The organism is Mesorhizobium sp. P160219 (assembly GCF_057786095.1).
Map to the genome: position 1 here is coordinate 1,866,363 of NZ_JBYNWG010000001.1, position 19,993 is coordinate 1,886,355.

12 protein-coding genes and 12 pseudogenes are annotated in these 19,993 nt (G+C 58.2%); 18 read left to right on the forward strand and 6 right to left on the reverse strand.

Going from position 1 to position 19,993, the window contains the following annotated elements; genetic code table 11:
* The first annotated feature begins 109 nt into the window (after positions 1-109).
* Both AC3EMP_RS09035 and AC3EMP_RS09040 read left to right on the forward strand, forming a co-directional pair.
* Positions 110-853: pseudogene (locus tag AC3EMP_RS09035) on the forward strand (integrase core domain-containing protein).
* A gap of 572 nt (positions 854-1,425) precedes the next feature.
* Positions 1,426-2,517: a D-alanine--D-alanine ligase gene (locus AC3EMP_RS09040; RefSeq protein ID WP_352712621.1), complete on the forward strand. Its 1,092-nt coding sequence runs from the start codon at positions 1,426-1,428 to the stop codon at positions 2,515-2,517.
* Here AC3EMP_RS09040 and AC3EMP_RS09045 read toward each other — a convergent pair.
* Complete coding sequence (locus AC3EMP_RS09045; protein WP_352712725.1) at positions 2,507-2,701, reverse strand: hypothetical protein; 195 nt, start codon at positions 2,699-2,701, stop codon at positions 2,507-2,509. The genes AC3EMP_RS09040 and AC3EMP_RS09045 overlap by 11 nt on opposite strands.
* Here AC3EMP_RS09045 and AC3EMP_RS09050 point away from each other — a divergent pair.
* Positions 2,641-3,054, forward strand: a pseudogene (locus AC3EMP_RS09050) (IS66 family transposase zinc-finger binding domain-containing protein); the annotation flags it as partial. The gene AC3EMP_RS09045 and the pseudogene AC3EMP_RS09050 overlap by 61 nt on opposite strands.
* 520 nt (positions 3,055-3,574) lie before the next feature.
* On the opposite strand, the gene AC3EMP_RS09055 reads toward AC3EMP_RS09050, so the two are convergent.
* Positions 3,575-4,771: an IS256 family transposase gene (locus AC3EMP_RS09055; RefSeq protein ID WP_286439502.1), complete on the reverse strand. Its 1,197-nt coding sequence runs from the start codon at positions 4,769-4,771 to the stop codon at positions 3,575-3,577.
* Between the two features lie 520 nt (positions 4,772-5,291).
* Between AC3EMP_RS09055 and AC3EMP_RS09060 the strand changes: the two genes are divergently transcribed.
* The 5 genes and pseudogenes from AC3EMP_RS09060 to AC3EMP_RS09080 all read left to right on the forward strand — a co-directional run bounded on the left by AC3EMP_RS09060 (position 5,292) and on the right by AC3EMP_RS09080 (position 8,948).
* Complete coding sequence (locus tag AC3EMP_RS09060; RefSeq protein ID WP_031214324.1) at positions 5,292-5,747, forward strand: Lrp/AsnC family transcriptional regulator; 456 nt, start codon at positions 5,292-5,294, stop codon at positions 5,745-5,747.
* Between the two features lie 237 nt (positions 5,748-5,984).
* Positions 5,985-6,299 (forward strand): annotated as a pseudogene (locus AC3EMP_RS09065) (integrase core domain-containing protein); the annotation flags it as partial.
* A gap of 238 nt (positions 6,300-6,537) precedes the next feature.
* Positions 6,538-6,830: pseudogene (locus AC3EMP_RS09070) on the forward strand (ATP-grasp domain-containing protein); the annotation flags it as partial.
* Positions 6,819-7,497: pseudogene (locus AC3EMP_RS09075) on the forward strand (transposase); the annotation flags it as partial. The pseudogenes AC3EMP_RS09070 and AC3EMP_RS09075, both read left to right, overlap by 12 nt.
* 407 nt (positions 7,498-7,904) lie before the next feature.
* Positions 7,905-8,948: a GntG family PLP-dependent aldolase gene (locus AC3EMP_RS09080; RefSeq protein ID WP_488362104.1), complete on the forward strand. Its 1,044-nt coding sequence runs from the start codon at positions 7,905-7,907 to the stop codon at positions 8,946-8,948.
* A 128-nt stretch (positions 8,949-9,076) separates the two neighbouring features.
* Here AC3EMP_RS09080 and AC3EMP_RS09085 read toward each other — a convergent pair whose 3' ends face one another.
* Positions 9,077-9,250: a hypothetical protein gene (locus AC3EMP_RS09085; RefSeq protein WP_352713831.1), complete on the reverse strand. Its 174-nt coding sequence runs from the start codon at positions 9,248-9,250 to the stop codon at positions 9,077-9,079.
* A gap of 56 nt (positions 9,251-9,306) precedes the next feature.
* On the opposite strand from AC3EMP_RS09085, the pseudogene AC3EMP_RS09090 reads away from it, so the two are divergent.
* The 3 genes and pseudogenes from AC3EMP_RS09090 to AC3EMP_RS09100 all read left to right on the forward strand — a co-directional run.
* Positions 9,307-9,705, forward strand: a pseudogene (locus AC3EMP_RS09090) (M20/M25/M40 family metallo-hydrolase); the annotation flags it as partial.
* 18 nt (positions 9,706-9,723) lie between these two features.
* A complete protein-coding gene (locus AC3EMP_RS09095; protein WP_352713835.1) occupies positions 9,724-10,512 on the forward strand; it encodes a peptidase dimerization domain-containing protein in 789 nt (262 codons plus the stop codon).
* A 176-nt stretch (positions 10,513-10,688) separates the two neighbouring features.
* Positions 10,689-11,921, forward strand: a complete 1,233-nt coding sequence (locus tag AC3EMP_RS09100) for a hydantoinase/carbamoylase family amidase (protein ID WP_352713832.1) — start codon at positions 10,689-10,691, stop codon at positions 11,919-11,921.
* Positions 11,922-12,476: 555 nt separating this feature from the next.
* Here the strand turns inward: AC3EMP_RS09100 and AC3EMP_RS09105 are convergent.
* Positions 12,477-13,673 carry an IS256 family transposase gene (locus AC3EMP_RS09105; protein WP_286456782.1) on the reverse strand — a complete coding sequence of 399 codons (1,197 nt, stop codon included), beginning with the start codon at positions 13,671-13,673 and terminating at the stop codon, positions 12,477-12,479.
* Between the two features lie 185 nt (positions 13,674-13,858).
* On the opposite strand from AC3EMP_RS09105, the pseudogene AC3EMP_RS09110 reads away from it, so the two are divergent.
* The 3 pseudogenes from AC3EMP_RS09110 to AC3EMP_RS09120 all read left to right on the forward strand — a co-directional run.
* Positions 13,859-14,131: pseudogene (locus AC3EMP_RS09110) on the forward strand (phage integrase N-terminal SAM-like domain-containing protein); the annotation flags it as partial.
* Between the two features lie 124 nt (positions 14,132-14,255).
* Positions 14,256-14,612: pseudogene (locus AC3EMP_RS09115) on the forward strand (IS91 family transposase); the annotation flags it as partial.
* A gap of 222 nt (positions 14,613-14,834) precedes the next feature.
* Positions 14,835-15,001, forward strand: a pseudogene (locus AC3EMP_RS09120) (IS110 family transposase); the annotation flags it as partial.
* On the opposite strand, the pseudogene AC3EMP_RS09125 reads toward AC3EMP_RS09120, so the two are convergent.
* A pseudogene (locus tag AC3EMP_RS09125) lies at positions 14,996-15,987 on the reverse strand (IS481 family transposase). The pseudogenes AC3EMP_RS09120 and AC3EMP_RS09125 overlap by 6 nt on opposite strands.
* Positions 15,988-16,038: 51 nt before the next feature.
* On the opposite strand from AC3EMP_RS09125, the pseudogene AC3EMP_RS09130 reads away from it, so the two are divergent.
* A pseudogene (locus AC3EMP_RS09130) lies at positions 16,039-16,539 on the forward strand (transposase); the annotation flags it as partial.
* Positions 16,540-17,136: 597 nt separating this feature from the next.
* Here the strand turns inward: AC3EMP_RS09130 and AC3EMP_RS09135 are convergent.
* Positions 17,137-17,241, reverse strand: a pseudogene (locus AC3EMP_RS09135) (IS110 family RNA-guided transposase); the annotation flags it as partial.
* 110 nt (positions 17,242-17,351) lie between these two features.
* On the opposite strand from AC3EMP_RS09135, the gene AC3EMP_RS09140 reads away from it, so the two are divergent.
* The 3 genes from AC3EMP_RS09140 to AC3EMP_RS09150 all read left to right on the forward strand — a co-directional run bounded on the left by AC3EMP_RS09140 (position 17,352) and on the right by AC3EMP_RS09150 (position 19,862).
* Positions 17,352-17,546: a hypothetical protein gene (locus tag AC3EMP_RS09140; RefSeq protein ID WP_352713837.1), complete on the forward strand. Its 195-nt coding sequence runs from the start codon at positions 17,352-17,354 to the stop codon at positions 17,544-17,546.
* A 51-nt stretch (positions 17,547-17,597) separates the two neighbouring features.
* A complete protein-coding gene (locus AC3EMP_RS09145; protein WP_352713839.1) occupies positions 17,598-18,833 on the forward strand; it encodes an ATP-grasp domain-containing protein in 1,236 nt (411 codons plus the stop codon).
* A 357-nt stretch (positions 18,834-19,190) separates the two neighbouring features.
* Positions 19,191-19,862 carry a GntG family PLP-dependent aldolase gene (locus AC3EMP_RS09150; RefSeq protein WP_488362103.1) on the forward strand — a complete coding sequence of 224 codons (672 nt, stop codon included), beginning with the start codon at positions 19,191-19,193 and terminating at the stop codon, positions 19,860-19,862.
* Positions 19,863-19,993 lie beyond the last annotated feature (131 nt).

A 19,993-nucleotide genomic window follows, 5' to 3' on the forward strand; every position in this document is an offset into this window, starting at 1 on the left:
ACAGAGTTGTTGGTCAGCAACCCCACTCTGCCAGAGCGCAGGTCGCTATCCACCACCGGTCATGGATCTTTGATGGAGCATCCTTGTCGTCCGAATCAAAGGATGCGCTATGGGCCAGGTTCTGCACGGGAGCGCCACGACGACAGAGGCGATCCGTCGAGCGATACAACATAGTCAAGCAAGCCTGAGGGCGCGGGCCAAGCGCTACGGGATCAACCAGAAGACGGTCGCAAAGTGGAAGAAGCGGGCTTCGGTCGCGGACGTTCCGACTGGCCCGAAGGAGCCGAGATCGACCGTGCTTTCCTTGGAGGAAGAGGCCGTCATCGTCGCCTTCGGACGCTATACGCTGCTACCGTTGGACGATTATCTCTATGCGTTGCAGCCGACAATCCCGCACCTGACGCGATCCTCTCTGCACCGCTGCCTGCAGCGTCACGGCATCGGCCGATTGCCGGATGTCGAGGGCGACAAGCCGGCGAAGCGGCTCGGCCGTGCCGCTGATCAGGGAAGCCATCGCAAACGGCGAACTCTTCCGGGCACATTCCTTCGAATAAGCCTGCGCCACGAACGACATCGAGCACCGCACGACCAAGGCCAAACATCCATGGACCAATGGCCAGGTCGAGAGGATGAACCGAACCATCAAGGATGCGACGGTCAAGCGCTTCTACTACGAGAGCCACCACCAGCTCCGTCGCCATCTCGCCGACTTCGTCACCGCCTACAATTTCGGCCGCAGGCTCAGACCCTCAAAGGCCTCACACCGTATGAGTTCATCTGCAAGGCGTGGCTTTCCCAGCCGGAACGGTTTTCGCTCAACCCGCTCCAGCAAATGCCGGGACTAAACACCTAAACGATGGGACTTCGACCAGCGCCGGTCCACCACACGCACTGCCTAAGCGCCAAAGGCGAGCGGGTCAGGAAGCATGCGCCATCGGCTCGCGCGAGATCATCGCCCAATCGGGCTCGTCCAAATCCTGCGGTGGACGGCCAACCACGGCGAAACAGAAGCCGCTCAACCGATGCGTCGTTCTCACAGTTGGCAGCGGCCAGCCCGAGACGCCAGCGTCGCGATCCGTAACAGAAGGGTCAAAACCGAAGTCTGATCTTCAGCCGTTCCGACATCACAGCACCGAAAGGCGCAGGATCGTTCGTGTGTCCTTCACGCTCGTTCGTCTCGTTTGCTTCTGTCTTGGCATGGCCCCCTCTCAACCCGATGATGAGAGCAAAATGCCAGAACGGCGCTCCCGAGAACCGACCGTCACGTCGATCGCGAAACGTCAGCAAAAATCAAACGCGCGGTCCCGGACACCGTGATCCACAACATTGGCTCCAGCCCATGTGTCAAGCCACCAAACTTAGCAGCTCTCGAAAAATTAGAATTAATATATCTTGCTTCCTGTCCTCAACAGAGAAAGACAGGAAATGCTGCCTGAAGTTTCGTTTATATTTGGCGGGATCTCGACGGAGTGCGATTCGTCCATCTCATCATTAGAGCATATTATCTCGTCTTACCTAACCACTCCCGATGCAGAACGACCATTTTCTGTCAAGCATCTATATCATCTTAGCCCAGAAGATTGCCTTGTTCGCACAATTCAAGTCCCCAGTGCTTTAACTAGTTCCGATATGCGTGCCTACATCTCCGATACAGGCGCCCGTCGCGGACGCACATTAATCTGCGCGCTCGATGAGATTCAATCGCGCAAAGAGTACGTGGTGAATTTGTTGCACGGACAATTTGGCGAAGACGGAGGAGTACAGACACTTGCGGCGCTCTTAGGTTTACGAGGTACGTTCGGCGACCCATACGTTGCATCGTTGACCATGAATAAGTACGCAATGTCATCGTTCGTTTCATCGCTATTGCCCAATGAAGTCGTGAAAGTGCCAAGGACAAGGCTAATAAAATCGCAAAATATGATTGATGAAATGCAGATCGCGAAGTCACTACAGGGCCCAATTGTTGTGAAGCCAAACTCGCTTGGGTCATCCTTGTTCACTGATTTATTCCAAGATACTGCCCTATCTGAGCCGGAGATAGTTGCGCTTCTCCATGCTATATTCGAGTATGATAGTTCCGCTTTATTGCAGGAGTTTATTCCTGGGTCGGAATATTCTTGCGGTTGCATGATAGATTCCTTAGGTGTAACGGTGCTTCCGGTTATCAAAATTGAAACGGAGAGGAGATTCTTCGGCCGAAATGAAAAATGTTCCGGAGATTTGGTCAGGCTGAAGATAGTGGACTGCGGTGACGCAATTTCAGGTAGAATAAAGTCGATCGTCTCACGCATAGCAACTTCTATTGACCTTTACAACTTTGCTCGATTTGATTTTATAGTTGACGATTCTGCGGGGATTTGGTTTCTGGAATGCAATTATATTCCAGGCCTCGGCAGGGGAAATATTTTTCCAACAATGCTTGAAAGCCACGGTATGACGGTTATAGAATTAATATCTTTCTTATTGTCCAAGTCGAGCCAATTTAAAAGGAAGGACCATCGTATTAGATATTAGGAGCGGAGCGCTTGGTTGATTGGATAAATGGCATATAGCTGCTTTCGTGTAGCTCGTTGTCGAGCTGGATGGCGAAGACTTTGAAGGGCACTTCATCCAGCTTGTTGGCGAGCAAGGCGGCAAGGCGTCCCGGAGAACCTGCCGCGTGAGCGGATCGTAATTGCCGCACCCGAGAGCTGCCCATGCTGCGGCTCTCCAAGTTGTCGAAGCTGGGCGAGGATATTGCCGAGACGCTGGAGGTGATCGCGCGGCGGTGGAAGGTCATTCAGACGGTGCGCGAGAAGTTCTCGTGCCGGAAATGCGAGAGGATAAAGCAGCCGGCCCTCTTCCAGGTGACGCCGCACTGACTTGCCGGACCGAACCTGCTGGCGATGACCCTGTTCGAGAAGTTCGGCCAGCCTCAGCCGCTTAACCGCCAGAGTCAGCTACACCCGCGAAGGCATCCATCTTTGTGTCCCGACATTAGCCCACCAGGTTCGGCGCCTGTGTGCGACGGTGCTGCAGCCGCTCCATGACCTGATTGAGGCCCAGGTTCTGCCGCGGGTCCTACCGGCCCGACCGGATGCTTACGTCAAGGAACCCGACCCTCCCTTGGCTGGCTGCCGCTGACTGGTGCCGTCAGCAACAGTCCTGACTTCCGATCTGGTGGGCACGCTGTAGCAGACTTCATCGAACTTGCCCGCGTTCATCTTGCTCATCTTCGTCGGTGCGATCGCTGGTACCTTCAGCCGTCGCCGTGTCACGTCCGCCGGCCCGGTGCCTTATGGCGTAGCACCTCCGGATGCTGACGCTACAGTGGCGCTCGGCTTCTTAGCCCCCTTGGGTAATCCTCGGCTAAAGCTTCATGGTCGCATGCGGCACAGCTCTCGACGATCCCCCGCCTGGCAGGCCTCGGTTGACGATATCCTGGACCAACGCGGTGTTCCGCTGCCGTCAGATTAAGGCTGTCCGGACCGCGGGCCAGCGCTCATGGGCTCTTCGGTGACGAGAGCCCACGTTCCTCCTATTCAAGGTTGTGTGCGTCAAGTTCTGCAAAATGGGGCGGCCATGATGCTGGTCATGCGGCTTGGCGCAGAGCGAGCTTCTTGTGCTCGCGCAGGTCGTCCATATTGATGTATCGGTTGGCCTCCATCCAGTTTTCATTGGTCTCGACGGCCAACGCCCTGACCAGGCGCAGGCAGCTTTCGGCGTTCGGGAAGATGCGCACGACATAGGTGCGCCGGCGGATTTCCTCGTTGAGCCGCTCCAGCATGTTGGTGGATTTGAGATGCTTGTGGTGCTGTCTCGGCAGCCTGAAGAAGGTCAGGGTTTGTTCGATGGCATCCTCGGCCCAGCCTGTCAGGCGCGGATAGCGGGCCGACCATTTGGCAAGCCATGCGGCAAGATCAGCCCTGGCCTCTGCGAGATCGCGCCGGTCGTAGAGCCAGCGCAGTTCCTGCAGGCAGTCGTCGCCGTGCTTCCTCGGCAGATGATCCAGCGCGTTCCTGAGGAAGTGCACGTAGCAGCGTTGCCAGGCGGCTTCGGGGATCACCTCGCCGATCGCTGCCACCAGACCGGCGTGATCGTCGGACACAACCAACTCGACGCCCTTGAGGCCGCGCGCCTTGAGGCCGACGAGGAAGTCCCTCCAGGCCGAGCGGCTCTCGCGATTGGCCATCTCCACGGCCAGGATCTGGCGCCTTCCGTCCCAGTCGATACCGACCGCGATCAGCACCGCCTGGCTCATGACAACACCGGCTTCACGCACCTTCTCGTAGCGCGCATCGAGGATGAGGTAAGGAAACGGCTCTTGAAGGGGGCGCCTGGCAAAGGCAGCGAGGCTCTCGTCCAGCCGCTTGTTGATGGCCGAGATCGACGAGGCCGAGAAAGCATGGCCGCACAGTTCTTCCGTGATCGCCTTCACCTTGCGGGTCGACACGCCCTGCACATACATCTCCGCCAGTGTCGCCACCAAGGCCCGCTCGGAACGCTGGTAGCGCTCGAACAGCTCGGTGGAGAAGCGCCCGGCCCGGTCCTGCGGAACCCGCAGCTCGAGCTTGCCGACCCGCGTCACAAGGGTACGGCCGTAATAGCCCGAGCGATAGCCAAGCCGTTCGGGCGTGCGCTCGCTCTTCGAGGCACCCAGCGCCTCGTCCATCTCGGCCTCAAGCACCTCCTGCATCACCGCACGGAGCACTTCGTGCAATCCATCCGGGTTCGAAAGCAAAATGTCTTTGACGGCAGCGCTGGCGGTCTTAACTTCAGTCTTGGTCATGGTGGCGTTCCTTCGCGGGAATCAGGTGACGTGAACAATCACCAGCCTGCCATGACCGCCCCCTCTCAGCGAATTTGCAGAACTCTCAGCACACTACCCTATTCAAAGCCTTTGCATCTGAGGAACCCCGGCGAACTCGGCCGCTACCCGTCATGCCCTCATCAAGTCAAAAATGTACCCTTCCTGGCGCGAAAGATAGCGGTCCAGGTTCCACGATCGTTGACGAGCCACTCGAAGCGGATCGTCTCGATGCCGCCATCTTCGAACTCTGAGGTTCGCTCAAAAATGCGTCGCTTGCCGAAATTGGAATGACTAAGCCGTGCGGTTTTGAAAAGTCATCAGCTTTGACCCACCTCGGACCGACTGGAGTTATCCGGAATGGGCGCGCGTTCGGTCACCTGCCGGCCCAAAAGCGCCCCATTTGTTGCAATTGTCGCCCCTAATTGCAATGAATGTTGCGAAAATTCATGCGAATGTTAAAGTTCTCAGCGATTATTTGATCTTCGAAATAGTGGCATCGATGGTGGACGACCTAGACCGAAGGATCCTTACTGCACTACAGAAGAACAATCGGCTCCCCTTTGCCGAACTCGCGGAGCTTGTCGGTTCTTCGGCTGCCTCATGCATGCGTCGAGTGAACAAGTTGCGTCTGGATGGCGTAATTGTTGCGGATATAGCGCTCGTGGACCCGAAGGCTCTTGGCAAATCACTGACTGTTGTCGTGACCGTAGAGCTCGACCGTGAACGTCTGGACCTGGTCGACGATTTCAAGCGCGCAATGCGAGCGGCCAAGGAGATTACCCAGTGCTATATGGTGACAGGCGATGCCGATTTCGTCCTGATCGTGGCTGTCGAGGACGTCGAGGCCTTCGACGTTTTCGTCAAGACGAAGCTCTATACTAATCCCAACGTCCGAAAATTTCGGAGCATGATCGCGCTTGATCGTGTCAAGTTCGAGCCGCGGGTTACGGTGTAGCATTGGGCGGGTTGCGCCGAAGCCTTAACGGTCGGAGTCGAGTAGCGCAGCCGTTCGGGACCCCCCCACAAATCCGGGCGGGCGGATTTCCCGCATCCGGCTCTTCCGGAGGGTGACCCGCGGCTCGATGCTTGCGCCCAAGCTCGAGGGGGCATTCAGTTCACGACCCCAGGTGCCGGCGGCTCGGCCGTTCCGCTGATCAAGGAAGCCATGGCGGCGGGAGAAATCATATGGGCGCACGCCTTCGAACATACTTGCGCCAAGGCCGATATCGACCACCGAACGACAAAGCCAAGGCACCCATGGACCAACGGCCAGGTCGAACGCATGAACCGCACGATCAAGGATGCGACCGTCAAACGCTTCTACTACGAGAGCCATGACCAACTGCGCCAGCATCTCGCCCATTTTGTCTTAGCCTATGATTTCGGCCGTCGACTGAAGACCCTCAAGGGCCTCACGCCCTATGAATACATCTGCAAAATCTGGACAAAAGAGCCCGAACGATTCAGGCTCGATCCAACCCATCAAACCTTGGGACTAAACATCTAGAGGGCGAACCGCAGCCTTCGAGATATGGACGACATCTCCCCTGTAATGCTCGTGCGTGAAAGCACCACTTTCCAGCCGCCATTCTGCCGACGTGGCGACGTGGTCGAGATGCTCTGTGCCAGACCGCCAGCAAATCAAAACGTTGTAACAAAACCTTCGAACGAATTTACAGAACCTTCACGCCGCAAATCGCAGACAATGGTACTTTCAACACAAGGTCTGAGGTTCGGTAGCATGTTACGTCCAAGCGGCCCAGAGATCTGGCCTTTTCAACTACCCTCTCGGCTGATCCAGCGCATTATGACTATCTCTCGTCGAAAAGGCATCGAGGTAATGGGTGTCGATACGGATAATTGGGACGCGCTAATCCGCGAATGTGGCCGGCCGGGTGCGACATATGACATTGCCGGCATGACGGCCGCCGAGGAGGAGGTCTATGCGCCAGTTGGCAAACTCTGTCGGCATTTCGATCTACCAGGGCCAAACCCCGCTTCCGTTGAACGGTGCTGCGACAAATTCGTTCAACGTGAAGGCAAGCGCATCTGGCGCGGGAAGTGCGCCTCCGATCCGAAGCTGATTGCCATCTTATCCAGAAACGCGCACCATGGCCAAACGTCTGGTGTTCGAGACCGGCCCCTTATCCGTGTGGTTCTATCACGCGCTCGGCGCAGAGGGCTTGCCCGCGATCTGCATCGATGCGCGCCCTGCCAAAGCAGCGCTCGACTTGGCCGCGAACAAAGCCGACGCGAATGATGCGGATGGTTTAGCCCATCTTGGGGAGGTGGGGCGTCCTTTCGTGAGGTGCGGGGTGAAAGGCTTCGACAGCATGCTGACGCGAGCGCTCGTTGCGGCACGCACCAGGCTGATCAGGATCACGACCGAACTCCCAAACCAGATCTGGGGTCTCATGAAGACATTCGGACTGCTTGTTCCCGCCGGCAAAGGAAGCACGTTCGAGAAGAATGTCCGCAATCTCCTGGCGTGTCAGATTCTAATGTCGATCCCCGGTGTCGGCGCGATCACAGCGACTTCGTTCGTGACCGCCATTGAGGAGCCGGACAACTTCAAGAAGGGCGACCAATGCCACCAATACACCACGCCGCGGGACACGATCGGACGTTGGTTCTACAGAAACCTGAGACATGCTTCGGGTCTGCTGATCGAAACGAGGCTGGTCCGGCGTACATCCAACCGGCTGACGACATTTCAAACGACACTACTTAATGCGGTCGGCGTTTCAAAAGGCGATGCATTTTGGCGCGAACCTGCCTCCCCTTATGCATCATATTTCCTGAAGGGGATAATCTCGTCGAGACCATTTTGGATGGCATGGCTGCGGACGTTTTCAGCGATTCCTGCAGGCCGGCGTCCCTTTCCCGAGATCAGAGTACGAGCGGCGCAGCAGAAGGTACTTGAGGCAATGGGCGTGCGGATGCAGTGTTGGTCACCGCCCACTGCCATCTTCGGTATCTCGACGGGACAGCATGGGTTTGAGGGTACTTCGCGCCGTTCCGTTGATCCTCACCTGCCGCTGGACCGAGGCGGAACGGCGCCGAAGGTCCGTCGTGCGACATTGATCGCCAATGCCATTTATGGGAGAGAAGAATGATAGATCTGCTCAGCGATACCGTAACCCTCCCCACCCAGGAGATGCGGCAGGCGATGTTCGACGCGGAAGTGGGTGACGCCGGTTACGGTGAAGACCCGACGCTTAATCGGCTGGAAGCATTGGCGGCGGAAATGCTCGGCAAGGAAGACGCCGCTTTCCTATCGAGCGGATGCCAGGGGAACCTTGCTGCGCTGCTCGCGCATTGTCAGCGTGGGCATGAGGTGATCGTCGGTGATCGCTCCGATCTCTACGACTTTGAAGCTGGCAGCGTTTCGGTGGTGGGGGCTCTCGTCCTGCACCCCGTGCCGACGGAACCCGACGGACGGCTGTCGCTGGATAACCTGCGCTCGGCGATACGCGACAAGAGCGATTACCAATGTGCGCCGCCAGGCGTCATCGTGCTGGAGAATCCGCACTGCCAAAGCGGCGGGCGTGTCCTGCCCGCGTCCTATATCAAGGAAGTGCGCGAGCTTGCCGACGAGCGCGGCCTGCCACTGCATCTCGACGGCGCCCGCGTCTTCAATGCGGCAATCGCCTCGAAGAGGACGCCGGCAGAGATGGCGAAGGACTTCGACTCTGTCATGTTCAGCTTGTCGAAAGGACTCGCCGCTCCATTCGGCTCCATGGTGTGCGGAACACGGCCCTTCATCGACCGGGTGAGACGCTATCGCAAGCTCTTGGGAGGCGGACTTCGCCAAGCCGGCTTCATGGCCAGTGCAGCTATCGTGGCGCTTCAAACCATGGTGGACCAGCTGATTGAAGACCACCGGCGCGCGCAGTTGCTGGCGACGAAAATCCGCGACATTCCCGGCATCCGCCTCGAGCCCTCAGTCATCGACACGAATATGGTGTTCTTTCGGCTTGAACAGGACGGTCTGTCGGTCCCAGACTTCCTGGCGGCACTGTCGCAGCGGGGCGTGCGGATGGGAACGCTCCGCGAAGGAGTCGTTCGCGCCGTGCTCCACTATCTCGTCAGCGATCACGATGTCGATACGACCGCAAACGCCATTCGATCGGTTCTGCAGGCGGAGCCACGATGACCGCGGGGCTTCATCGAGGTCTGCGCAGCCCAAAAATGGCGGCACTCTCGCCCGCGACGGAACCAGAGCAATTGGGAGGATAGGAATGTACGGGCGGCGAATCAGTTGTTGCAGCAGCCGCCTGCTAGCTAACGACTCCCTGTACCCTCTAGCTTCACTTTAACTAAAGCAAAGACATGACCTCTTCTGAAATGTTGAACGCAGTTTTCGAACATATCGATAACAATCGTACGAACTTTCTTGAACGTCTGACGGATTATCTCCGTCATCCAAGCATCAGCGCCGAGAATATAGGTATCCATGAAGTGAGCGTCCTTCTGGCCGAAATGCTGACGGACATAGGGATTAACCCAGCCTGATGCCCACATCGGGGCATCCCATTGTCGTGGCAAAGTGGGAAAAAGCTCCGGGTAAACCGACGGTACTGCTCTACGGGCATTACGACGTGCAGCCGCCTGACCCGATTGACAAGTGGCTCTCGCCGCCATTTGAACCCACTATACGAGATGGTCGGCTTTTTGCTCGGGGTGCGGGCGATAACAAGGGTACAGCATTTCGCACAGATCCTGGCAATTGAGTCTTATTAAAGAGGCATGGCACGTTGCCGTGCAACGTCATCTTATTGTTGGAAGGTGAAGAGGAGATCGGCAGCCCGCACATTGCCGATTTCAAGCGTGCCAACAAGGAGATCCTAAAAGCTGATCTTGTCGTCACTGCTGATGGCCCGCGTCATGCGAGTGGCGCACCTCTAATCAAGTTCGGTTCGCGGGGCGAGGTGACCTTTGAGCTCCGTTATCGCCATGCTAGCCGCGATTTGCATTCGGGTAACTTCGGTGGCGTCGTGCCCAATCCGATATGGACGTTAGTGCACCTGCTCGGCACCATGAGGAATGCCGACGGTGAAATCACTATTGACGGCTTCCACGATGATATTGAGCCCCCGTCAAAGGAGGATCTGGCTGCGGTCGAGCGCTTGCCGCTCGACATCGGGGAATTAATGCGAAATCTCAATCTTGCGCGACTTGACGCGCCGAAGGAAAGGCCTTTCTACGAGCGTCTCTGCTTCCGGCCCACACTGACGATCAATGGCTTCCATGGCGGCTATGGCGGGCCTGGCAGTAAGACCGTCCTGCCCAGCGAAGCTTCTGTAAAATGCGACATAAGGCTCGTAGAATCGCAGGATCCTAAAGACATTCTTCGCAAAGTAGCTGCCCATGTGGAGAAACACGCGCCCGATGTGGACTTCGTGGCGCAGGGGAGCATGTGCCCCTCGAAGACGCCCATTGCCTCCCCTTTCACAGCGCGGCTGCGCCGTGCTTTGGTTGCTGCGCAAGGGCAGGAGCCTCTGCTGGTCCCGGCGGGCTTCGGCAGCCTGCCTAGCTATGTCTTCACCAAGATCCCCGGCATGCCTGCTTTCCAAACGCCATACGCGAACCATGACGAAGCAAACCACGCGCCGAATGAAAATCTGGAACTCAGCTGCTTCTACAGCGGGATCCGCACAGGCGCTGCGCTATTGTACGAGCTTGGTCTGTTGCAACTTTCTGAGCGCGAGGCCTGGTGAAATGCGATCCGCATCGAGAGGCCGTTAGGCTAGAGGAACAGGAAGGTTCACCTGCAGGAATCCCCATCACAATGTCTGCGAGCCAGCGGGAACGGACAAGAAGTTGCCGTGCGAAGGGGAGCTCAGCTAAAAAGTATTTTACTATATTCAGACAATCCAAGGAAGGTGGTGCAGCAATGCCAAAAATCAACGCCGGGCGGTTGCTCTCGGATCTTAGGCGTTTTGCGCAATTCGGCGCGTACCGGACCGGTGTTCATCGCCCAACCTATTCGAAGGAAGACATGGACAGCCGTCGCTGGCTGGCGCAGCAATACGAAGCCTTGGGTCTTCAGGCCCATATCGACGGGGTGGGCAATGTGTTCGGCCTGCCGCGCTCGGAGCGGCGATCACTGTTGATCGGGTCGCACGCAGAGTCCCAGAACCATGCCGGATGGCTCGACGGGGCGCTTGGCGTAATATACGGCCTCGAGATCGCCCGGACCTTCGCGGAAACGCCGGACTGCACCGATCTTCCCATGGCCCTAGTCGCGTGGGCGGATGAAGAAAGTCATTACGTGCCGTTGCTCGGAAGTCGTTCGTTCGTCGGTGACATAGAAGAAGCGGAGATCGACTGCGCGGTGAATGTCGATCACGGCCTTCCACTTAGGGAGGCGCTCCGTGGGGCTGGCCTAGCCGGCGTTCCCCGATCTCTAGTGGAGCCAGGACGCTACGTCGGCTATCTGGAAGCACACATAGAACAGGGCGACGCGCTGGAAGCCTCGAGCAAGCGGATCGGTGTTGTTACCAGTATCGTAGGAATCTGGCAGTACTCAATCGGCTTCCACGGCATCCAGAACCACGCCGGTACGACGCGCATGGCTATCCGAAAAGATGCTGGCGTCGCTGCAGCTACGCTGGCCACGGCCATCGCCAAGCGTTTTCCTGAAATAGCCGGGCCTCGCACTGTCTGGACCACAGGCCGAGTCACGCTGGAGCCGGGCGCCCGCAACATAATTCCGGGGAAGGCAGAGATGCTGTTCCAGTTCCGGGATTCAGAGATGTTGGTGCTTGAGCGGCTCGATGCGGGGTTAAGGGAGTTGGTTGAAGAGACCGCGACCAAAACCGGCTGCCGCGCCAACATTGAACGGACCGGTACCGGCAAACCATGGCATATGGATCCCGCCTTCCAAGCAGCGATGGAAAATGCGGCCGCGCGCCATGCGCCCGGCGCCTACGTGAGGATGCCAAGCGGCGCCAGCCACGACGCACAAGTCGTTGGCCGCAAATTAAGGGCCGCTATGCTTTTCGTGCCAAGCATCGGCGGTATCAGCCACCATTGGACCGAGAACACAGATGATGCCGACCTCGTGCTCGGCTGCCAGGTGCTGGCTGATGCAGCCGAGATGATCCTGCGTCACGACAGCAGATAGCGGTCAGCATGCGAATGGGCCATGAGTGTGGTCGATGCGGTTGATCCCAAAAGCGCCGGCAAGCGTGCCGAGGCTGGACCCTTCCGGCCGACAAATACTCATCTGGCTGAGTCTCGCAGTTCTGGGCATGAGGATGTTGACGGTGGCGGCCATTTGAACGGATCGGGTGAGTTGTAGGCCTGAGCGGCGTGCAACGTTTGGTGAGGAAGATTACGAGGACGTCAGTCAGGTCCGTTAGTCTGCCGCCGTGCGTCGGGCGGCTACACTTCAGGCAAGCGCGAGGTCATCGACTTCGCCGGTGCTCGCGACCATACCTTTTCTCCCAAGCGCTTGATACCCGCAATTGCAGGGGCGTCGCTGCAGCTTGCCAAATCTTATGGGGCGTTGCGCGAACACTTCACCGCTTCACGTTATGAGACAGGCGCCTCTCAACTGGGTTGAGAGGTTTAAAAAGCACGTCGCAATTAAGGGATTCAGGATTGAACGAATCCGCTGACGCGGCATTTGGTGGTTGTGTGCGTCAAGTTCTGCAAAATGGGGCGGCCATGATGCTGGTCATGCGGCTTGGCGCAGAGCGAGCTTCTTGTGCTCGCGCAGGTCGTCCATGTTGATGTATCGGTTGGCCTCCATCCAGTTTTCATTGGTCTCGACGGCCAAGGCCCTGACCAGGCGCAGGCAGCTTTCGGTATTGGGGAAGATGCGCACGACATAGGTGCGCCGGCGGATTTCCTCGTTGAGCCGCTCCAGCATGTTGGTGGATTTGAGATGCTTGTGGTGCTGTCTCGGCAGCCTGAAGAAGGTCAGGGTTTGTTCGATGGCATCCTCGGCCCAGCCTGTCAGGCGCGGATAGCGGGCCGACCATTTGGCAAGCCATGCGGCAAGATCAGCCCTGGCCTCTGCGAGATCGCGCCGGTCGTAGAGCCAGCGCAATTCCTGCAGGCAGTCGTCGCCGTGCTTCCTCGGCAGATGATCGAGCGCGTTCCTGAGGAAGTGCACGTAGCAGCGTTGCCAGGCGGCTTCGGGGATCACCTCGCCGATCGCTGCCACCAGGCCGGCGTGATCGTCGGACACAACCAACTCGACGCCCTTGAGGCCGCGCGCCTTGAGGCCGACGAGGAAGTCCCTCCAGGCCGAGCGGCTCTCGCGATTGGCCATCTCCACGGCCAGGATCTGGCGCCTTCCGTCCCAGTCGATACCGACCGCGATCAGCACCGCCTGGCTCATGACAACACCGGCTTCACGCACCTTCTCGTAGCGCGCATCGAGGATGAGGTAAGGAAACGGCTCTTGAAGGGGGCGCCTGGCAAAGGCAGCGAGGCTCTCGTCCAGCCGCTTGTTGATGGCCGAGATCGACGAGGCCGAGAAGGCATGGCCGCACAGTTCTTCCGTGATCGCCTTCACCTTGCGGGTCGACACGCCCTGCACATACATCTCCGCCAGTGTCGCCACCAAGGCCCGCTCGGAACGCTGGTAGCGCTCGAACAGCTCGGTGGAGAAGCGCCCGGCCCGGTCCTGCGGAACCCGCAGCTCGAGCTTGCCGACCCGCGTCACAAGGGTACGGCCGTAATAGCCCGAGCGATAGCCAAGCCGTTCGGGCGTGCGCTCGCTCTTCGAGGCACCCAGCGCCTCGTCCATCTCGGCCTCAAGCACCTCCTGCATCACCGCACGGAGCACTTCGTGCAATCCATCCGGGTTCGAAAGCAAAATGTCTTTGACGGCAGCGCTGGCGGTCTTAACTTCAGTCTTGGTCATGGTGGCGTTCCTTCGCGGGAATCAGGTGACGTGAACAATCACCAGCCTGCCATGACCGCCCCCTCTCAGCGAATTTGCAGAACTCTCAGCACACTACCCATTTGGTGCACCGGTTTGCGGGTGACGCTTCTGTTTTTGAAGAATTGCTGCTGTTGAAGCGCAACCGTGAGAACAGGAGCAATGAGATGGCCGAGTTGAGCCCGCTTCGCCGGCGCATGATCGAGGACATGACGATCCGCAATCTGTCTCCGACCACGCAACGATCCTACGTGCACGCTGTAGCGAAGTTCTCCCGCTACTTTAGCCGATCCCCGGACCGGCCTGACCTGGAGGATGTTCGCGCCTTCCAGGTGCATCTGGTCTCTACCGGAATCTCGTGGCCGGCGCTGAACCAGACGGTGCGCGCACTGCGGTTCTTTTACGGCGTGACGTTGGGTCATGCGAGATCCAGGCACCGACATCCGCAATCTGTCCTCGACGGCGCGCTAAACCAAGGTCTCGAACGGCCTCATCCGGCGCACGACAAGCCCACTCGACCGGTTGAACATCGAAGTCGTGCCGTCGGGCTGATCGGTTCCGCCCATGTCGGCGAGACTGGAGGTGGCGGATATCTTCCGCCGCCATGGCGAGGCGTATCGGCAGGCTCATGACGTTCATCTCGGACGCGTCGAGCGCCGCACGATGAGCGCCATCGAACTGTGCCGGACCGCCGAACTGGGCGGCCATGTCGAGGGCTGCCGGTCCTGCGGGGCGATCCGCGTGGCCTACAATTCCTGTCGCAACCGGCATTGCCCCAAGTGCCAGGGAAAGACCTGCCGGGAATGGCTCGCCGCGCGGCAGAACGAGCTTCTGCCGGTTCCCTACTTCCACGTGGTGTTCACGCTGCCGGCCGAGATCACCACAATCGCCTTCCAGAACAGATCGCGAAGCTTTGACATAAAGCAGGTCTATATCAGGCGCTATCTTTTCCGGCTGCGAGAGACCGACGGCACATGGACTATAACGAAAGGGAAACAACGCCTGAGCTAGCCGTGGGCGCGACTACATCGCCGGCGGCCTTCACCGAGCTGGCAGTGAACTCATTCAATAAAACAATGACGAAAGAGCGCACGATCGTTCAGCCACCCCATCCCGAGCTGACTGTCCGACTGGTGCACGAACGAGCGCGTGCGCCACGTCAACCGCCTCAAGGGCCTGCTGTTCGCCCAGGCGTATCCGGCTACGAGCCGCTGCGCCGCGACCGGCGCAAGCAACTGGAGGAGATGAAGACCGGCGGCGGCCGAACGCTACCAGCACATCTGAAGATGCAGATCAGCCGCGTACTAGATGTTTAGTCCCAAGGTTTGATGGGTTGGATCGAGCCTGAATCGTTCGGGCTCTTTTGTCCAGATTTTGCAGATGTATTCATAGGGCGTGAGGCCCTTGAGGGTCTTCAGTCGACGGCCGAAATCATAGGCTAAGACAAAATGGGCGAGATGCTGGCGCAGTTGGTCATGGCTCTCGTAGTAGAAGCGTTTGACGGTCGCATCCTTGATCGTGCGGTTCATGCGTTCGACCTGGCCGTTGGTCCATGGGTGCCTTGGCTTTGTCGTTCGGTGGTCGATATCGGCCTTGGCGCAAGTATGTTCGAAGGCGTGCGCCCATATGATTTCTCCCGCCGCCATGGCTTCCTTGATCAGCGGAACGGCCGAGCCGCCGGCACCTGGGGTCGTGAACTGAATGCCGTTGTCGGTAAGCACTGTGTGGATCTTGTAAGGGACAGCATCAAGAAGATGGCGCAGGAAATCGGGGAGACCGCTGTCGTTGCCTTCTCGTGCAGCTCGACGAAAGCGAACTTCGAGGTCCGATCTATGGCCACGAACATATGCAGCTTGCCCTGCTCGGTTCGGACCTCGGCGACGTCGATATGGAAGTAGCCGATTGGATAGGCCTTGAACTTCTTCCTTGCCGGCTTGTCGCCCTCGACATCCGGCAACCTGCCTATCCCGTGACGCTGCAGGCAGCGATGCAAGGATGACCGCGACAGATGCGGGATCGTCGGTTGGAGAGCATAGAGGCAATCGTCCAGTGGCAGCAGCGTATAACGCCGAAAGGCGACGATGACCGCCTCTTCCTCAGTCGATAGCACTGTCGACTTCGGATCTCTGGGGCCAGTCGGAAGATCGGCGGCCGACGTCCGGTTCCTCCACTTCCTAACCGTCTTCTGATTGATGCCGTAGCGCTTCGCCAGCGCCCTCAGGCTCTCTTGACTATGCTGTATCGCTCGACGGATCGCCTCTGTCGTCGTGGCGCTCCCATGAAGAACCTGGCCCATAGCGCATCCTTTGATTCGGACGAAAAGTATGCGCCATCAAAGCCTGGGATCAAACAACTAGATAGGCTCGAACTGCTGCTAGAGCAGATCAAGGCTGTCGAGGCCGCGCTCGATGCCACGCTCGCTGACGCACAGGAGGTCGTCTCGCCAGCACCGGCCATGCTGCTCAACCTGAAAGGCATCGGGCCGGAGTTTGCCGCTGTCTTGTGGTCGGAAGGGCTGTCGCGTCACTTCGACAACCGATGACAAGTTGCCGCCTGTGCGGGTCTCGCGCCGTCACCCTGGCAGAGCGGGTCGGTCGATCACGACCAGGGGTTTCGAAAGCCGGCAATCCAAGGCTGCGGACGACGCTGATCCAGCTCGCCTGGCTGTGCGGCGCCATCAACCGCGATCGGTACTCACCTAGTGGTTCGAGGACCGAGTTAAGCAGAACGGCGGTCGTCTCAAAAAGACGACGGTTGTCGCGCTCGCCCGCAAGCTGCTTGTAGCGCGCTGTGGAAATACGCCAACGCCGGCGCCATCATCGAGGGCGTGATCGTGAAGACCGCCTGATGCGTTCGCCGAACGGAATACCTAATTCTTCAGGACGTGATCAGTCCTGGCAGATCCGGGTGCACGAACCGACGCAAACCTTGGCTTGAATGCCTCGCTCCAGAATCGGCCTCGTCCGCCTGAGCCCGTGTCCGCCGCAAGCGGGATGTTGGTACCGCTGTTTCGAACAGCGACCTCATATAAGTTGGATTTGGCTCGGATCGCGCGCCGCGTCATGCAATCGGGGCTCAGACCATGGATTCGCAAAAACAGCGAGGAGAGAAAAATGTTGCTCTGACACACCCGTTCCGTCTTGAACCTCCTCATATAAGGTGTGCTGCCGAATGCTCATACAGGCACCACGGCATGGTTTGTAAGCGAGATGCCTCAGCCTTCCTCGATAGCGGATCGATCTTCTTCGGTGCATCAATGCGGCCAATCAGCTGATAGATCTGGGTTCAGCAGAACGCGACACATCTCGCGGGCCAGGTCAGGCAAATTGGCGTTCTCGACTCGACCAAACGTTCGAGTCGTCTCAGATAACGAATTCCTGCGGCGCAATGTGTGCCGATCTAAAAGAGGTGCGCACGCAATGCGTTGACCAGCTGACGGGTGATTGATCAGGTGTTCTCGCGTGCGAAACATTATGGCCCGAGACTGTTGCTCCTCGGTTTTCGCTTCGACGAAGCGCATCGTTGGCCGTTGCGTTGCTTCGACGATCGCCTTCTGCATCTGCTGCCGGGGCACCATCGCTTGCACGCAACTAACGCCCCTGGAGCGCGCGAAGCACAGCCCTGAAAATATGAGTGAAACGTCCCCTGTGACACTCGGATATGAAAAACAAGATCTCTCCAGCACCTGCCGAACGCCGGCGATCTGACCCCGTCGAGATGCTCTGCGTCACACCGTCGATGTTCCAAAATGTTGCAACAGTTCCTTCAGATAAATTTACCAAATCTTTGCGACTGCAAATTGCTGACAATGTTACGTTGCAACAAGGTCTGAGGCCAGGCACGGCAGAAATGTGACGCTGATTTTGCTCGGGCCGCTACTCAGCACGCAAGGGAAGGTCAACACGAATGGCAAGAAGAGCTCTCATCCTGATTGAAGGCAATATAAGGGGTCTTGGCCTGGTTTTCGTTCAAGCGGCTGAGCGACTTGGTCTTTATCCAATTACATTGTCGGCCGATCCAGATCAGTACGACTATCTTGCGGCTGGAAGCAATGAGGCGATCCGTGTCGATACAGACAATCTCGACGCGCTGATCCGCGAATGTTCTCGGCTATATGGAACCTATGACATTGCTGGAATTACGTCCGCGACGGAGTCGTTCTATGCGACAGTTGGCAAGCTCTGCCGGTATTTCGATCTACCTGGGCCAAACGCTGAATCCATTGAACGGTGCTGCGACAAATTCGGTCAACGTCAACTCCTCGCGCAGGCCGGCATCCCAATACCTGATTATCGCGTGGCAGCGAACGCGACGGACGTAGAAAGCTCGGCCGCGGAGATCGGTCTGCCGGTGGTTCTTAAGCCAGCGGTAGGCTTCGGGAGCAGAGGTGTTCGATTGTGCCGCAACCTCGATGAGTTAGCCGAACATACGACCTATCTGTTGGGCGGGACGTACATATGGCGTTCTTCGCCAAGGATATTGGTCGAAGAATTCGCACAAGGGCCGCATTACTGCATTGACCTAATGGGAAATGAGGTCATTGGGATTAGCGCCCTTGACTTCTGTCGCCCACCGCATTTCGTCTATCATGAGCTCACCTGCCCGGCCGTGCTGACTGATGACGAGCATAATCGGATCTCCGATATTTCGCTGAGCTGTCTGCGAGCTCTTGGCCTGGGCTGGGGACCAACCAACGTGGAGCTCCGGTGGGCGAAGCGTGGCCCAGTCGTCATTGAAGTCAATCCGCGTCTAGCGGGTTCGCCCGGTCCTGAACTGGTTCAGCTGGCTTATGGTGTCGATCTCGTCACCGAGCACGTCAAGCTTGTCATAGGCGATGAAAGGGATTTGCGCAGAAGCACCTCGCAGGCCGCGGCCGCGCGGTGGCTAGTTGCTGATCGCGATGGCATCCTCGATTGGATCCATGGTGACAGTCGAGCGGCTGCTATACCAAGTGTCGCCGAAGTCAAATTGCAGGTCAAGCCCAAGACGCCGATAGTCAGAAAAGGCGATCACCGAGACTGCATCGGGTATGTCATCGCCGCATCCACCAGCCGTGCTCAGACAGAGGCGATCCTTCAGCGAGCCATCGGCCTGATTAGTTGGTCGATCACGCCATTTCCGACCCTCGGCGAACAGGAATAATCTGCGTACCTCTCACATCGTCGCTGATGACGATTAAGAGGTGACTGTTGCCGGACATTGGTGCAATCGAGAACACGGGTGCGCGGCTTGAGCCGCACTCCGGAACGACTTGGGGTTGAAACCAGAAGCGGGCGCAAAGGCGGGCGGGTCGTAACGCGGGACTTTCAATCCACGCCGCCCAGTAAGGCCGGCTTTCAAAGGCCGAGGCATTTTGGTGCAAAACTGACTCTCCATGCGCCTTGGATGCTATGTGGGACACTTCGCGTCTTGTTGATCCTACTTGCCGCTGGATAGAAGCAAAAAAGGGCGCCGAAAGTTCTTTGTGAAAATTTGAGCCAACGCCATTGTGGAGAGAAGATGATAGATCTGCTCAGCGATACCGTAACCCTCCCCACCCAGGAGATGCGGCAGGCGATGTTCGACGCGGAAGTGGGTGACGCCGGTTACGGTGAAGACCCGACGCTTAATCGGCTGGAAGCATTGGCGGCGGAAATGCTCGGCAAGGAAGACGCCGCTTTCCTATCGAGCGGATGCCAGGGGAACCTTGCTGCGCTGCTCGCGCATTGTCAGCGTGGGCATGAGGTGATCGTCGGTGATCGCTCCGATCTCTACGACTTTGAAGCTGGCAGCGTTTCGGTGGTGGGGGCTCTCGTCCTGCACCCCGTGCCGACGGAACCCGACGGACGGCTGTCGCTGGATAACCTGCGCTCGGCGATACGCGACAAGAGCGATTACCAATGTGCGCCGCCAGGCGTCATCGTGCTGGAGAATCCGCACTGCCAAAGCGGCGGGCGTGTCCTGCCCGCGTCCTATATCAAGGAAGTGCGCGAACTTGCCGACGAGCGCGGCCTGCCGCTGCATCTCGACGGCGCCCGCATCTTCAATGCCGCAATCGCCTCGAAGAGGTCGCCGGCGGAGATGGCGAAGGACTTCGACTCGATCATGTTAGCCTGTCGAAAGGACTCGCCGCTCCATTTGGCTCTGTGCGAGATGGTGATGCCGGTTCGCTCGGCGTCACAATTTCTGTGAGATATGACGGGCTCGCATCTGGCTACGCTATCCACAGCCTCGTCGCGCGTGACGTTGAGCTAATCGATAGCGGTTGTGACCCGGTGATGAGCGTCCAGTCGTTCTGGTTATGCACTTGTGCAGGGCTTACT

Coding starts and splice junctions, on each gene's coding strand:
- AC3EMP_RS09040 (WP_352712621.1), top strand. CDS start 1,426: ATGCTGCCTGAAGTTTCGTTTATATTTGGCGGGATCTCGACGGAGTGC.
- AC3EMP_RS09045 (WP_352712725.1), bottom strand. CDS start 2,701: ATGGGCAGCTCTCGGGTGCGGCAATTACGATCCGCTCACGCGGCAGGT.
- AC3EMP_RS09055 (WP_286439502.1), bottom strand. CDS start 4,771: ATGACCAAGACTGAAGTTAAGACCGCCAGCGCTGCCGTCAAAGACATT.
- AC3EMP_RS09060 (WP_031214324.1), top strand. CDS start 5,292: ATGGTGGACGACCTAGACCGAAGGATCCTTACTGCACTACAGAAGAAC.
- AC3EMP_RS09080 (WP_488362104.1), top strand. CDS start 7,905: ATGATAGATCTGCTCAGCGATACCGTAACCCTCCCCACCCAGGAGATG.
- AC3EMP_RS09085 (WP_352713831.1), bottom strand. CDS start 9,250: ATGGATACCTATATTCTCGGCGCTGATGCTTGGATGACGGAGATAATC.
- AC3EMP_RS09100 (WP_352713832.1), top strand. CDS start 10,689: ATGCCAAAAATCAACGCCGGGCGGTTGCTCTCGGATCTTAGGCGTTTT.
- AC3EMP_RS09105 (WP_286456782.1), bottom strand. CDS start 13,673: ATGACCAAGACTGAAGTTAAGACCGCCAGCGCTGCCGTCAAAGACATT.
- AC3EMP_RS09140 (WP_352713837.1), top strand. CDS start 17,352: ATGAAAAACAAGATCTCTCCAGCACCTGCCGAACGCCGGCGATCTGAC.
- AC3EMP_RS09145 (WP_352713839.1), top strand. CDS start 17,598: ATGGCAAGAAGAGCTCTCATCCTGATTGAAGGCAATATAAGGGGTCTT.
- AC3EMP_RS09150 (WP_488362103.1), top strand. CDS start 19,191: ATGATAGATCTGCTCAGCGATACCGTAACCCTCCCCACCCAGGAGATG.